Genomic DNA, 13410 nt, shown 5'->3' on the forward strand with positions numbered 1-13410 from the left:
GCCCCCGGGAAAGACGGTCAGATCTTCTCGGCCGCCTCGGGGGCGCCGTTCTTCTCCAGCCGGTTCTTCTCCGCGCTGTCCTTCCCGGCGTCGCTGTCCTTCCCGGCCTCGTCCTTGTCCGCGCTGTCCTTGTCCGCGTCGTCCTTGTCCGCGTCGTCGGTCACGCCGGTGGCCTCAGCGCCTGAGTCGTCCGTGGACTCGGCGTCGCCGTCCTTCGTCTCGGGCCCGGCGTCCTTCGACTCCGGGTCGACCGCGGCGGGCTCCACGACCGCCTCGCGTCCGGGGCGTACCTTCGCCGAGATCACGATGTACGTGACGGCGAGGACGAACACGATGATCGCGGTCCAGACGTTGAGGCGCAGGCCGAGCACGTGGTGGGCCTCGTCGACCCGCATGTACTCGATCCAGGCGCGGCCCGTGCAGTACGCCGCGACGTACAGCGCGAACGCCCGGCCGTGGCCGAGCTTGAAGCGGCGGTCGGCCCAGATCACCAGCAGCGCGACACCGATGCACCACAGCGACTCGTACAGGAAGGTCGGGTGGTAGGTGCCGGCGACCCGGTTCGGGCCCTCGCTGATCTTCAGCGCCCACGGGAGGTCGGTCGGCTTGCCGTACAGCTCCTGGTTGAACCAGTTGCCCCAGCGGCCGATGGCCTGGGCGAAGGCGATACCGGGGGCCAGCGCGTCGGCCCAGGCGGGCAGCGGGATACCGCGCCGGCGGCAGCCGATCCAGGCACCGACCGCGCCGAGCGCGATCGCGCCCCAGATACCGAGGCCGCCTTCCCAGATCTTGAAGGCGTCCACCCAGTTCTCACCGTCGCTGAAGTACAGCTGATAGTCGGTGATGACGTGGTAGAGCCGGCCGCCGACGAGACCGAAGGGCACGGCCCACACGGCGATGTCGGCGACGGTGCCGGCTCTGCCGCCCCGGGCGATCCAACGCTTGTTGCCGAGCCAGACGGCGACAAAGACACCGATGATGATGCAGAACGCGTAGCCGCGGAGCGGGATCGGGCCGAGATCGATCACGCCGGTCGACGGGCTGGGAATGAAGGCAAGGTTCATGACGGGGTCGACGCTACCCTGCCGGGTGGCACGTACGGCAAGCCACCCGGCAACGTCTGGGTAACGAGGCGTCCCCTTGGACGCCCGCCCCGCACCCCGTCAGGACCCCGAGGGGGCCGGAGTGGCCGTGCCCGGCTTCTTGCCCTTGTTGGCCTCGGCGACCCACTTCTTGAGGTTCGCGGCGGAGATCTGCTCGTCGCCCTTCTTCGGGAAGATGGACACCCCGTTGAGCAGTGCGGTCGGTGTGCCCTGGAACCCGCCGTTACGGAACGCCGTGTCGGACTTGGTGACCCAGCTGTCGTGCTTGCCGCTCTCCACACAGCTGCGGAATCCGGGCGTGTCGAGACCCTCGACCTTGCCCGCCAGCTCGATCAGCTTGCTGTTCCGGCCGAAGGCGTCGTCGGACTCGGCGGGCTGATTGCTGTAGAGGATGTCGTGGTACGCGGGGAACTTGCCGACGTCCTGGGCGCAGGCGGCCGCGTTGGCGGCGCGCAGCGAGCCGTCACCGCCGAGATTGCCGTCGATGATCGTGGCGAGGTGGTACTCCACCTTGATCCGGCCGCTGTCCGCCAGCTCCGCGATCGTGTCCCGGAAGGCGTTCTCGAACTGGGCGCAGACCGGGCAGCGGAAGTCCTCCCAGATCGTGAGCGTGGACGGGGCGTCGGCCGCTCCGACCGGGATGGTGAGCGCGTCCTTGCCGGTGGCGCCCGAGGGGGCGACGGCGGGGCCCGCCCCGTTGCCACCGCTGTCGTCGTCGCCCGCGTTGGCGGCGATCAGTCCGGCCACGGCCGCCAGGGCCAGCACGCCGACCACTGCGGCCGAGACGATCAGTGTGCGCCGGCGGCGCTCGCGCGCCTTGTCCCGCTCGCGCTGCTGGGCAAGGCGCTCACGCGCGGCTCTGTTTCCCTCACGGTTCTCGCTCACACCCGCAGCAACGAACCGGGGAGGCACGTACGCGCCTCCCCGGTCACAGTTCCACCCATTTGGGTGACGCCTGATATCAGCGCTTTCGAACACCTTCGGCCAGTTCGCCCGCCAGGGCGCGGACGGCGGCCAGACCGGCCGCCTCGTCGGGGGCGTCCAGCATGCCCTTGACGAAGGCCGAGCCGACGATCACTCCGTCGGCGAAGCCCGCGACCTCGGCGGCCTGCTCGGCGTTGGAGACACCGAGGCCGACGCAGACGGGGAGGTCGGTGGTGGCACGGGTGCGGCGCACCAGGTTCTGGGCCTCGTCGCCGACCGACTCGCGGGTGCCGGTGACGCCCATGAGCGAGGCGGCGTACACGAAGCCGGAGCCCGCCGCGGTAATGGTGGCCAGCCGGGCGTCCTGGCTGCTGGGCGCGACGACGAACACGGTCGCGAGGCCGTGCTTGTCGGCGTGCTCACGCCAGACGGCGGACTCCTGGACCGGCAGGTCGGGCAGGATGCACCCGGCCCCGCCCGCCGCGGCCAGCTCGGCGGTGAAGCGCTCGATGCCGTACCGGTCGATGGGGTTCCAGTACGTCATGATCAGGATCGGGGCGCCGGTCGCCTCGTACGCCTCGCGGACCGTACGCATCACGTCGGCGATCCGGACGCCGCCGCGCAGGGCGATGTCGTCGGCGGTCTGGATGACCGGTCCGTCGAGCACCGGGTCGCTGTGCGGCAGCCCGACCTCGACGATGTCCGCGCCGCCCGCGACGACCGCCTTCACGGCCTCGATGCCGCCGTCGACGGTCGGGAAGCCGGCCGGGAGATACGCGATCAGCGCCGCCCGGTCCTCCCCCTTGGCCTTCGCCAGCGTCGAGCTCAGCAGTTCCGTGTTTCCGCTGTGCGTGCTCACTTGGCACCCCCGTCGTACAGGCCGAAGTAGCGGGCCGCCGTGTCCATGTCCTTGTCGCCGCGGCCGGAGAGGTTGATCAGGATCAGCCCGTCCTTGCCCAGTTCCTGTCCGACCTCCAGGGCGCCGGCCAGCGCGTGCGCGCTCTCGATGGCCGGGATGATGCCCTCGGTACGGGACAGGAGCAGCAGGGCCTGCATGGCGGCGTCGTCGGTGACCGCGCGGTACTCGCCGCGGCCGATGTCCTTGAGGTAGGAGTGCTCCGGGCCGATGCCCGGGTAGTCCAGCCCCGCCGAGATGGAGTACGGCTCGGTGATCTGGCCCTCGTCGTCCTGGAGGACGTAGGAGCGGGAACCGTGCAGGATGCCGGGCTCGCCCGCGGTCAGGGTGGCCGCGTGCTCGCCGGTCTCCACGCCGTGTCCGGCGGGTTCGCAGCCGATCAGGCGGACGTCCGCGTCCGGGATGAAGGCGTGGAAGAGCCCGATGGCGTTGGAGCCGCCGCCGACACAGGCGACCGCGGCGTCCGGCAGCCGGCCGGCCCGCTCCAGGATCTGGCGGCGGGCCTCGACACCGATCACCCGGTGGAAGTCGCGGACCATCGCCGGGAACGGGTGCGGGCCCGCGACCGTGCCGAAGAGGTAGTGCGTGCGGTCCACATTGGCGACCCAGTCGCGGAACGCCTCGTTGATGGCGTCCTTGAGGGTGCGCGAGCCGGACTTCACGGCGATGACCTCGGCGCCGAGCATCCGCATCCGCGCCACGTTCAACGCCTGCCGCTCGGTGTCGATCTCGCCCATGTAGATGGTGCATTCGAGGCCGAACAGGGCGCAGGCGGTCGCGGTGGCGACACCGTGCTGGCCCGCGCCGGTCTCGGCGATGACGCGGGTCTTGCCCATCCGCTTGGTGAGCAGCGCCTGGCCCAGCACGTTGTTGATCTTGTGCGAGCCGGTGTGGTTCAGGTCCTCGCGCTTGAGGAAGACCCGGGCCCCGCCCGCGTGCTCGGCGAAGCGCGGGACCTCGGTCAGCGCGCTGGGGCGGCCCGTGTAGTTGACCATGAGCTCGTTGAGCTCGGCGGCGAAGGCCGGGTCGGCCTTCGCCTTGTCGTACTCGACGGCGACCTCGTCCACGGCGGCGACGAGCGCCTCCGGGATGAACTTGCCGCCGTAGTCACCGAAATAGCCCTCGGCGCTGGGGGTCAGACCCTCGGGGTCCGGAATGAAGAAGTCAGAGGACATCCGACGTGCTCCTTGGCATGGCAACGGGTGGATTCACCGTATGCGCCGTGAGCGGAGCGCCACCGCGACCGGCGGGCGGTCGGGGCGGTGCGGTCGTACGTACGAGTGGGGTGGTGCGGGTACGTCGGCCGGGGCTCGCTACAGCGCGGACCCCGTGCGCCATCGCATGCCGTTGACCTGGCCGGGCTCGTCGCCGATCACATACCGCACCCGCCGGCCGTGGACGCGGCGCGCGGGGGCGCGGCAGCCACGGGGACGGCAGCCGCGCGCCAGCGGGGCGTGCGGGTCCCGGGCGCTCGCGGCGGCGGGGCGCAGGCCCGGCCGGATGCGGGGCACGGGGCGGTCGGCGGACATGGGCCGGGTCAGCCCCGTCCGTGCCGGAGTGCCGGGTGGGCGCCCGCGGCGACCAGGTCGGCGACGGCGGCGCGCGGGTCACGGCCGGTGACCAGGGACTCGCCGACGAGCACGGCGTCCGCGCCCGCGTTGGCATAGGCGATGAGGTCGTGCGGGCCGCGGACGCCGGACTCGGCGACCTTGACGATGTGGTCCGGGATCTCGGGGGCGACGCGCTCGAAGGTGGAGCGGTCGACCTTGAGGTCCTTCAGGTTGCGCGCGTTGACGCCGATGATCCTGGCTCCGGCGTCCACGGCACGCTCGGCCTCCTCCTCGTCGTGCGCCTCGACGATCGGCGTCAGGCCGATCGACTCGGCCCGCTCGATGAGCGAGACCAGGGCCTCCTGGTCAAGGGCGGCGACGATCAGCAGGGCGAGGTCGGCGCCGTAGGCGCGGGCCTCCCACAGCTGGTAGGAGGTGACGATGAAGTCCTTGCGCAGGACCGGGATGTCGACCTTGGCGCGGACGGCCTCCAGGTCGGCGAGCGAACCGCCGAAGCGGCGCTCCTCGGTGAGGACCGAGATGACGGACGCGCCGCCCGCCTCGTAGTCGGCGGCGAGCGCGGCCGGGTCGGCGATCGCGGCAAGGGCCCCCTTGGAGGGGGACGAGCGCTTGACCTCGCAGATGACGGTGACGCCCTCGCCGCGCAGGGCGGCGACTCCGTCCTTGGCCTGGGGGGCGCGGGCCGCGCGCTCCTTCAGCTCGTCGAGGCTGACGCGCGCCTGCCGCTCCGCGAGGTCGGCGCGTACGCCGTCGATGATCTCGTCGAGCACACTCACGCGAGCGGCCCCCTTCCGAAACGGTGATGAGGGAACAGGATCAGCCATCCCGATGGTATCCGCAGGAGGCCGCGGGGCTCGCATCCGGCTGGGTTGTGTCCCACTACCTGGGCATTCATGGTGCCAGCGCCGATCCGAAAGGCAGATTCCGGACGACGGAGAAGACCAGCAGAACGGCGCCGATCCCCCACCAGTGGACCGGTGCCAGACCGATCCGCAGGGGCTGCCCCCGGCCCGCCCTGACCATCCAGAGCACCCAGACGACGGCGAAGAGGAAGTAGCCGACGACGGCGACGGCATTGGCGCCGAACGCCGCGCCGATGTCGCCGTGGGCGAAGGCGTGGGCGCTGCGGAGCCCGCCGCAGCCCGGACAGTACAGCCCGGTGAGCCCCAGCAGCGGGCAGACCGGGTAGTGGCCGGGTTCATTGGGGTCGACCGTGGCGACGTAACCGAAGGCGGCGACGACGGCGGCCAGGATGCCCACGGGTGTGGCGAAGCGCCGCAGGCGCGAGGGGGGCACGGCGGGTGGTCGGGCGGGGGCGCCGTGGGCATGCGGCGGGGGCTCGGTCGCGTACGGGGGGTGCGGGGCGGACTGCGGGACCGGGCCCGGCCGGGCGGGCTGCGGTCCGGACCCCGGCGGCGCGGGCTGCGGCCCGGACCCCGGCTGCGGGGCCGGGCGGGCCGCCCCGGGGTCGGGGGGCGGGGCTGCGGCGGGAGAAGGCGAGGCGTCCACCCGCCGATTGTCCCCGCTCATACGGAAAGGCGCAGCCCGTGCCGGGCTGCGCCTCGCGTCGTGTCTCCGGCCGGGGCCGGACATGTCCCGGATCAGTGGGAGATCTGTGCCTGTCCGGCGCGGGCCCTGGCCGCCGCCATCTCGGACGACTCCTTCGGCATGCCGAGACCGGCGGCCTTCATGGCGAGGCCGACGACGCCGCCGACGAAGATGACGGCGATACCGGCCCAGAAGCCGAGCGGGTTGGCCGCGACCATGAAGACGCCTGCGACGCAGAAGCCGATGAACGAGATGATGACACCGGTCCAGGCGGCCGGGGTGTGTCCGTGGCTGCTGCCCGCCATGAGTTGCTCCTCGTTGGTGTTGCGCTGTGGGTATCGCCGTGGCTGTCGCCGCGGGGAAAGCTCACGGCCATTGTCCCGTACGTGCCGGTAGGACGTGAGCTGGGGGGTCATGCCTCGCGCGTCGGGTCCTCGCCGCGGTCCATGGCCTTCCACAGGTCCTCGGGCCGGTCGGGATCCGGAGCGGTGCGGGGGGCCCTGCCGGGGCGCGGGGTGCCGTCGCGTTCGTACCGTCCCGACATGGTGGGCCAGCGGCTGCCGTAGCGCAGGGCGAGCAGTCCGGCGAGCAGGATCAGCACGCCGCCGACGGCCGTGACGTAGGGCCAGGCGGTGTGGCCGAGGGCGCCGACCGTGGCAGAGGCGTCACCGGTGGACCGGGCGGCCTTCGCGTCGAGGGCCGAGCTGTCGAAGGCACCGGACCAGGCGCTGAGCGCGGCGCCGAGGCCGCTGAGGGCGAGGAGCCCGGCGACGGCCAGGCGTCCGGCGCCCCGCACGGCGAAGACGGCGACGAGCGCGGCCAGGGCGACTATGGCCAGGGCGGCCGGCAGCCCGGTGACATCCTGGCCGTCCGCGGACAGCGGCAGGGCACCGCCGCCCACGGTGGCCCTGCCCTCGGCCCATGTCTGGCCGGAGGCGAGGAGGACGACGGTCGCGCCGATCGCGCCGAGGAACAGACCGGCGGCCAGACTGCGTCGGCTTCCCGCGCTGTCGGGGGCGGAGTCGGACGCGGCGGCTCGGGCACGGGGCTGGGGTACGGGGACGGCACTCACGCCCTCCACTATCCCCTACCGCTCCGGTGCTCGCGGAGCCGGTTGGCCGTATGGACGGCCCGCAGGACGGCGGCGGCCTTGTTGCGGCATTCGGTGTCCTCGGCGACGGGGTCGGAATCGGCGACGATCCCGGCTCCGGCCTGTACGTACGCGGTGCCGTCGCGCAGCAGCGCGGTGCGGATGGCGATGGCGGTGTCGGAGTCCCCGGCGAAGTCGAGGTAGCCGACGCAGCCTCCGTACAACCCGCGGCGGGTGGGTTCGAGCTCCTCGATGATCTGCATCGCCCGCGGCTTGGGGGCCCCGGAGAGGGTGCCCGCCGGGAAGCAGGCGGTGAGGACGTCGAAGGCGGTGCGGTCCTCGGTGACGCGGCCGGTGACGGTGGAGACGATGTGCATCACGTGGGAGTACCGCTCGACCGACATGAAGTCGACGACCTCGACGCTGCCGGGTTCGCAGACGCGCCCGAGGTCGTTGCGGCCGAGGTCGACGAGCATCAGGTGCTCGGCGCGTTCCTTCGGGTCGGCGAGCAGTTCCTCGGCGAGCGCCTGGTCCTCCTGCGGGGTGGCGCCGCGGTGCCGGGTCCCGGCGATCGGGTGGACCATGGCGCGCCCGTCCTCGACCTTGACGAGGGCTTCGGGGCTGGAGCCGACGACATCGAACCCGTCGAAGCGGAAGAGGTACATGTACGGCGACGGGTTGGTGGCGCGCAGCACCCGGTAGACGTCCAACGCGCTTGCCGTGCACGGGGTTTCGAAGCGCTGGGAGGGGACGACCTGGAAGGCCTCACCGGCCCTGATGCGTTCCTTGATGTCCTCGACGGCGTCCTGGAACTCCTCGCCGCCCCACAGGGCGGTGTACGGCGGCAGCTCGGACGGGGGCAGGACGGCGGGGGCGTTCTCCACGGGGCGGCGCAGGTCCTGCTCCATGGCGTCGAGCCGGGCGACGGCGTCCGCGTACGCCTCGTCGACGCCGGTCGCCAGGTCGTTGTGGTTGATCGCGTTGGCGATCAGCAGGACCGTGCCGTCCCAGTGGTCCAGGACGGCGAGGTCCGAGGTGAGGAGCATGGTCAGTTCGGGGAGTTCCAGGTCGTCCCCGCCGTGCTCACCGATCTTCTCCAGGCGGCGCACGATGTCGTACCCGAGGTAGCCGACCATGCCACCGGTGAAGGGCGGCAGTCCCTCGTCGGCGACCAGGTCGCGCGGGGTGTGCAGGGTCTCGACGGTGGCGCGCAGCGCCTGGAGCGGGTCCCCGGCGGCGGGGACGCCGACGGGCGGGGTGCCGAGCCAGTGGGCCTGCCCGTCGCGGGCGGTGAGGGTGGCGTCGCTGCGTACGCCGATGAAGGAGTAGCGGGACCAGGTGCGGCCGTTCTCCGCGGATTCGAGGAGGAAGGTGCCGGTCCGCTCGGCCGCGAGCTTGCGGTACAGCCCGACCGGGGTGTCGCCGTCCGCGAGGAGCCGGCGGCTGACGGGGATGACGCGCCGGTCGACGGCCAGCTTGCGGAAGGTGTCGAGATCCATGGCCGGTGACCTTACTGCGTCGTGAGGGGGAGGACGTCCGCGTCGAAACAGGTGCGGTCCCCCGTGTGGCAGGCGGCACCCGTCTGGTCGACCTTCACCAGGACGGTGTCGGCGTCGCAGTCCAGGGCGACGGACCTGACCCGCTGGATGTGTCCGGAGGTGTCGCCCTTGACCCAGTACTCCTGGCGGCTGCGCGACCAGTAGGTGCAGCGGCCGGTGGTGAGGGTGCGGTGCAGCGCCTCGTCGTCCATCCAGCCGAGCATCAGCACCTCGCCGGTGTCGTACTGCTGGGCGATGGCGGGGACCAGGCCGTCGGCGCCGCGCTTGAGGCGGGCGGCGATGGCGGGGTCGAGGCTGCTGGCGGGCGGCGGGGTGCCGGGCGTGCTGGTCATGGGGTCCATTGTGCCGTGGTGGCGGGAACCGGCCGGGCGGGCGTCCACTGGGCGGACCGCGGGGACCGGTCGTACGCTGGCGGTCATGTCGACCCATGCGAAGCGTGAACGTCTTCTGCTTGCCGACCTGTTGGAGGCGGCAGGTCCCGAGGCCCCGACCCTGTGCGACGGATGGAACGCCCGCGACCTGGCCGCCCATGTGGTGGTGCGCGAGCGGCGGCCGGACGCGGCGGGCGGGCTGCTCGTGGGCGCGCTGCGGAGCCGGATGGAGCGGGTGCAGGCCGAATTCGCGGCGAAGCCGTACGAGGAGCTGATCCAGCTGATCCGTACGGGCCCGCCGCGATTCTCCCCGTACTCCCTCAAGCAGCTCGACGAGGTGGCCAACACCATCGAGTTCTACGTCCATACGGAGGACGTGCGCCGGGCCCAGGCCGACTGGTCGCGGCGGGAGCTGGACCCGGTCTTCGCCGATGTGCTGTGGTCGCGCACCGAGAAGATGGCACGGCTGCTGGGCCGCAGGTCCCCGGTGGGGATGGTGCTGCGCCGGCCGGACGGCCAGACGGCGGTGGCGCACAAGGGCACCCCGGTGGTGACGGTGACCGGGGAGCCGGGGGAGCTGCTGCTGTTCGCGTTCGGGCGGCAGGACGCGGCGACGGTGGAGCTGGACGGCGACAAGGAAGCGGTGACCCGGCTGCACACGGCCCAGCTGGGGATGTAGCCCTCGCACCTCATGGGCCCGTACCGGGCCGGGTCCGGTACGGGCCGGTGCGTGCGGGGGCCGAGGCGTACGGGGCCGGGCCCGTGACGTGCCGGGCTCAGCCCGGCAGCTCGGCGTGGCGGAGCCGGGTGAAGGACAGGCCGATGACGGCGCCCGCCGCGCACAGCGCCGCGCTGGCGACGAAGACCGGGCCGGTGCCCCAGGCGGCGACGGCCGCGCCGGTGACCGGGTAGCTGAGCGGTGCGACGGCGTGGGTGAAGAGCGTCGAGACCGAGGTGACCCGGCCGAGGTAGGCGGGTTCGGTCGCGGTCTGCACGAGCGCCGAGCACAGGGCGCCGCCGAGGCCCATGAAGAGCCCGACGAGGGCGGCGACCGCGGCGGCCAGGGCCACCGACGGGGCGTACGCGAGGGCACCGACGCCGACCGCGCCGGTCAGCACGGTCACGCACATCACGAGCCCGCCGCGCGGCACCCGGCCCCGGACCGCGAGCAGCAGGGCGGCCGCGCCCGCGCCGATACCGAACGCGGCGGCGATCCATCCCATGCCGGTGGCGCCCCAGTCGCGCTGCCGGGCGAGCAGGATCAGTCCGAGGTTGAGCGGTCCGACGAAGCCCAGTTCGCTGACGGCGATGACGAGCAGCAGCGGCCCGAGCAGCGGATGGCGGCGGATGTGGCGCAGCCCGTCGGTCAGCTCCTGCCAGGCCGTGCCGGATCGCTCGGTGGCGTCGCTTTCGGGCAGCGGCCGGATCCGTACGGCCAGGAGCAGGGGCAGCGACACGGCGAAGAGCACCCCGGCGGCGGCGAAGGCGAGCACGGGCCCGCCGAGGGCGACCGCGAACCCGCCGAGCGGGGCGCCGAGGACATTGGCGGCGCGGGAGGAGAGTCCGCGCAGCCCCTGGATCCTGGTGAGCTGTCCGGCGGTACTGATCCGGGGCGGCAGGGCACCGACGGCGGGCAGGAACAGGGCGTCGACCACGCCGAAGACCAGCGCGACGGCGATCAGCATCCACAGCGCGGGCGAGGTGAACAGCAGGGCGCCCGCCAGGCCCAGGACGACGACGCAGCGCGCGATGTCGCTGCCGATGACGACGCGGCGCGGGCCGAACCGGTCGGCGAGCACTCCCCCGCCGAGCATCAGCAGGGCCCTGGGTATGGAGCCGACGGCGAGCACGATTCCGGTCTGGGAGGCGCTGCCGGTGCGGGCGGCGGCCCAGGCGAGGGCCATGTAGTAGACGCTGTCGCCGATCATCGACGCGGTGTACGCGCCGAGCCAGCGCAGCACGTTGCCGTCGCGGTGGGCGGGGCGCTCGGCGGGAGCGGCCGGGCCGGTGGCCGTGAGGGTGGTGCCGGTCATGGGGGTCGTCCTCTCGGGGCGCGCCGCGTCAGGTGCGGAACGGGAATCCGTACACATGCAGGGCGACGTTCTCGCGGCCCTCCGTGTCGCCCGCCTCGAAGCGGTCGCGGCCCCGGTCCTCGTACCGCTTGACCAGGTCGTGCATCTCCCGGCCGAGGGAGGCGAGCTCGTCGGCGGTGAGCGTGGCCAGGTACTCGGAGCTGAAGGAGGCACTGCGCCACTGCGCCGACCAGGTCCGGTACGAGTCGAGGAAGCGGCGGTGGAGTTCGATGTGCTGGTCGAACGAGAGGCGGCCCACGGCGGAGTGCGTGGCGGCCTTCTCGGGTGCGTCGTCGAAGTCCTCGCTGTGGAAGGTCAGCCCCTTGGAGGCGGGCCGCCACCAGCGCTCGCGGCCGTCCGTTCCCTGCCCCTCGGCCTCCTCGATCAGCCCGTGGTCGGCGAGCCTGCGCAGGTGGTAGCTGACCAGGGAGACGGCCTCGTCGACCTGTTCGGCCAGCTGGGAGGCGGTGGCCGAGCGGGCGATGTAGAGCGCCCGGTAGAGCTTCATCCGCAGGGGGTGACCGAACGCCTTGAGGGTGTCGAGGTCGGAGACGCGGCGGGGTTCGTTGCTGGGCATGCCCCCACCGTAGAAAGAAAAGGAAACTTGCGCAATATTTATTGCGCAATAAATGCTGCGGGTTCTCGCCGACTGTCGGCTGCCGGGTGACGCGTGACGGCCCGGCGGGATCGGCGGGTTCGGCGTTTCGGCAGGACCGGCGGGTTCGGCGTTCCGGCGGGATCGGCGGGATCGGCGGGTCCGGCGGTGTCGGCAGGACCGGCGGGATCGGCGGGTCCGGGGCTCTCAGGCGCCCAGCAGCCGTCGAGCGGCCAGCGCCAGGGACACCTCGACCGCGTCCGAGGGCCGGGTCAGGCACCGCCCCGTGAGCTGCTCGAACCGCCGGAGCCGGTTGAGCACGGTGTTGCGGTGGCAGTACAGCCGCGCTCCGGCACGCTGCGCCGACCCGTCCGAGTCCAGCCACGCCGTGAGGGTCGCGATGAGGACGTCCCGGTCGGCGGGGTCCAGTCGGCCGAGCGGCCCCAGCACCCGGGCCGCGAGCGCGGCGCCGAGGTCCGGGGAGGAGACGACGAGGGCGGCCGGCAGGTGCTCGTCGAGCAGGACCACTCCCCCGGCCGCCGGGCAGGCCCGCAGCGCGGTCTGCGCCAGCCTCCTCGCGTCGCCGAGCGCGGCAAGCCCCTCCACGACCGAGCTGATCCCGGTCCGGGTACCGGCCGGGGCCGACAACTCGGCTGCGATCAGGGCGAGTTCCCCCGGAGCGGCGGCGGTGTCGGTACCGCCGTCCGGGCCCGCAGCGTCCTCGCCCGTTCCGCCCTCCACCGACGTGTCCGCCGGCGCCGCCCCGCCCAGCGGCAGGATCGCCAACTCGCCCTCCGGAGCCGAGTGCCAGAGCACCGGCGTGCCCGCGGGCAGGGTCAGCGGCGGCAGGGCGGCGTCGTGCGGGGCGCGGTGGGCGACCGAGGCGGGCCGGACGGCCGGGACGGCCTGGACAGACGAGATGACCGGGACGGCCGAGGCAGGCGGGACGGCTTGGACGGCCGGGACGGCTTGGACGGCGAGCACCGCGTACCGGCCGTGCTCCGGGATGCCCAGCATCGCCGCCGCGTCCGGCAGATCCGCGATCCGGGCCGTGCCGTCCAGCAGCGCGGCCGTGATCAGCCGCTGCTGGTTCTCACGGCGCCAGGTCAGCCGTCGTTCGGCCTGGCGGTAGGCGTCGGCCACCACCCCGCAGTGCTCGTCCACGAAGTTCCAGACGTCGGCGGCGACATGGACGAGCAGCCGTACGTCGTCGGGGTTCCGACGGGCGGTCTCGTCGACGAGGTCCTGCCAGACCATCGCCCCGCCCATCCGGAAGGCGTGCAGGACGGCGTCGAGCGGCACGCCCTGCCCGGCCCGGATCTCGCCGATCCACCGCGAGGTGCGGTGGGCGGCCTCCCGGAACTCCCGTGGCTGGATCAGCGAGCCGACGTTGTGCCGCAGCGAATGGTGGACCTCCTGCCAGACCTCGGACCGGTCGGCCTCGATCGCCGGGCGGTAGCCGGGTTCCTGTTCGTACAGGGCGTCGACGAGCCGCTCCGTGAGCTCCGGCAGCGCCGCGACGAGGACCCGCGCGGCCCGGTGCAGCACCTCGACGGCCTCGCGGTCGGCCAGCGAACGGAAGCGTCGCGGCGACGGCACCGCGGAGGGCGGACCGTGCGGTGCCCGGATCCGTGAACGTACGACCTGTGGCATGGCGGCCT

At 72.9% G+C, this 13410-nt stretch carries 15 protein-coding genes; 1 reads left to right on the plus strand and 14 read right to left on the minus strand.

Going from position 1 to position 13410, the window contains the following annotated elements; genetic code table 11:
* Nucleotides 1–17: 17 nt before the first annotated feature.
* The 11 genes from lgt to hisI form a co-directional block, all read right to left on the minus strand.
* The gene (lgt, locus tag OG251_RS09710; RefSeq protein WP_326676777.1) at nt 18–1064 is read right to left on the minus strand and encodes a prolipoprotein diacylglyceryl transferase; all 1047 of its coding nucleotides are present in this window, start codon (nt 1062–1064) and stop codon (nt 18–20) included.
* Nucleotides 1065–1163: 99 nt separating this feature from the next.
* Nucleotides 1164–1988, minus strand: a complete 825-nt coding sequence (locus OG251_RS09715; RefSeq protein WP_326676778.1) for a DsbA family protein — start codon at nt 1986–1988, stop codon at nt 1164–1166.
* Nucleotides 1989–2064: 76 nt separating this feature from the next.
* Nucleotides 2065–2886, minus strand: a complete 822-nt coding sequence (gene trpA, locus OG251_RS09720; RefSeq protein WP_326676779.1) for a tryptophan synthase subunit alpha — start codon at nt 2884–2886, stop codon at nt 2065–2067.
* The gene (gene trpB, locus OG251_RS09725) at nt 2883–4118 is read right to left on the minus strand and encodes a tryptophan synthase subunit beta (RefSeq protein WP_326676780.1); all 1236 of its coding nucleotides are present in this window, start codon (nt 4116–4118) and stop codon (nt 2883–2885) included. The genes trpA and trpB overlap by 4 nt, the downstream gene beginning before the upstream one ends.
* Nucleotides 4119–4256: 138 nt before the next feature.
* A complete protein-coding gene (gene trpM / locus OG251_RS09730) occupies nt 4257–4472 on the minus strand; it encodes a tryptophan biosynthesis modulator TrpM (RefSeq protein ID WP_326676781.1) in 216 nt (71 codons plus the stop codon).
* 8 nt (nt 4473–4480) lie between these two features.
* Nucleotides 4481–5290 (minus strand): indole-3-glycerol phosphate synthase TrpC, encoded by an 810-nt coding sequence (gene trpC / locus OG251_RS09735; RefSeq protein ID WP_073725349.1) that lies wholly within the window; start codon nt 5288–5290, stop codon nt 4481–4483.
* A gap of 115 nt (nt 5291–5405) precedes the next feature.
* The gene (locus OG251_RS09740) at nt 5406–5810 is read right to left on the minus strand and encodes a DUF2752 domain-containing protein (protein ID WP_326676782.1); all 405 of its coding nucleotides are present in this window, start codon (nt 5808–5810) and stop codon (nt 5406–5408) included.
* Between the two features lie 305 nt (nt 5811–6115).
* Nucleotides 6116–6367 (minus strand): HGxxPAAW family protein, encoded by a 252-nt coding sequence (locus OG251_RS09745; protein ID WP_073725345.1) that lies wholly within the window; start codon nt 6365–6367, stop codon nt 6116–6118.
* A 107-nt stretch (nt 6368–6474) separates the two neighbouring features.
* On the minus strand, nt 6475–7143 hold the full coding sequence (locus OG251_RS09750) for a TIGR02234 family membrane protein (protein ID WP_326676783.1): 669 nt from the start codon (nt 7141–7143) through the stop codon (nt 6475–6477).
* On the minus strand, nt 7143–8651 hold the full coding sequence (locus tag OG251_RS09755) for an anthranilate synthase component I (RefSeq protein ID WP_326676784.1): 1509 nt from the start codon (nt 8649–8651) through the stop codon (nt 7143–7145). Before OG251_RS09755 ends, OG251_RS09750 begins: the two co-directional genes overlap by 1 nt.
* 11 nt (nt 8652–8662) lie before the next feature.
* Entirely contained in the window at nt 8663–9043 is a 381-nt protein-coding gene (gene hisI, locus OG251_RS09760) for a phosphoribosyl-AMP cyclohydrolase (protein WP_073725339.1), read from the minus strand.
* An 85-nt stretch (nt 9044–9128) separates the two neighbouring features.
* Here hisI and OG251_RS09765 point away from each other — a divergent pair, with 85 nt between their 5' ends.
* On the plus strand, nt 9129–9761 hold the full coding sequence (locus OG251_RS09765; protein WP_326676785.1) for a TIGR03085 family metal-binding protein: 633 nt from the start codon (nt 9129–9131) through the stop codon (nt 9759–9761).
* A gap of 97 nt (nt 9762–9858) precedes the next feature.
* On the opposite strand, the gene OG251_RS09770 is transcribed toward OG251_RS09765, so the two are convergent.
* The 3 genes from OG251_RS09770 to OG251_RS09780 all read right to left on the minus strand — a co-directional run bounded on the left by OG251_RS09770 (nt 9859) and on the right by OG251_RS09780 (nt 13402).
* Nucleotides 9859–11115: an MFS transporter gene (locus tag OG251_RS09770; protein WP_326676786.1), complete on the minus strand. Its 1257-nt coding sequence runs from the start codon at nt 11113–11115 to the stop codon at nt 9859–9861.
* A 28-nt stretch (nt 11116–11143) separates the two neighbouring features.
* Nucleotides 11144–11731 carry an ArsR/SmtB family transcription factor gene (locus OG251_RS09775; RefSeq protein ID WP_326676787.1) on the minus strand — a complete coding sequence of 196 codons (588 nt, stop codon included), beginning with the start codon at nt 11729–11731 and terminating at the stop codon, nt 11144–11146.
* Nucleotides 11732–11956: 225 nt separating this feature from the next.
* Nucleotides 11957–13402, minus strand: a complete 1446-nt coding sequence (locus tag OG251_RS09780; RefSeq protein ID WP_326676788.1) for a helix-turn-helix domain-containing protein — start codon at nt 13400–13402, stop codon at nt 11957–11959.
* Nucleotides 13403–13410: the final 8 nt, after the last annotated feature.

Origin of the sequence: Streptomyces sp. NBC_01237 (assembly GCF_035917275.1) — a bacterium.
GTDB lineage: Bacteria > Actinomycetota > Actinomycetes > Streptomycetales > Streptomycetaceae > Streptomyces.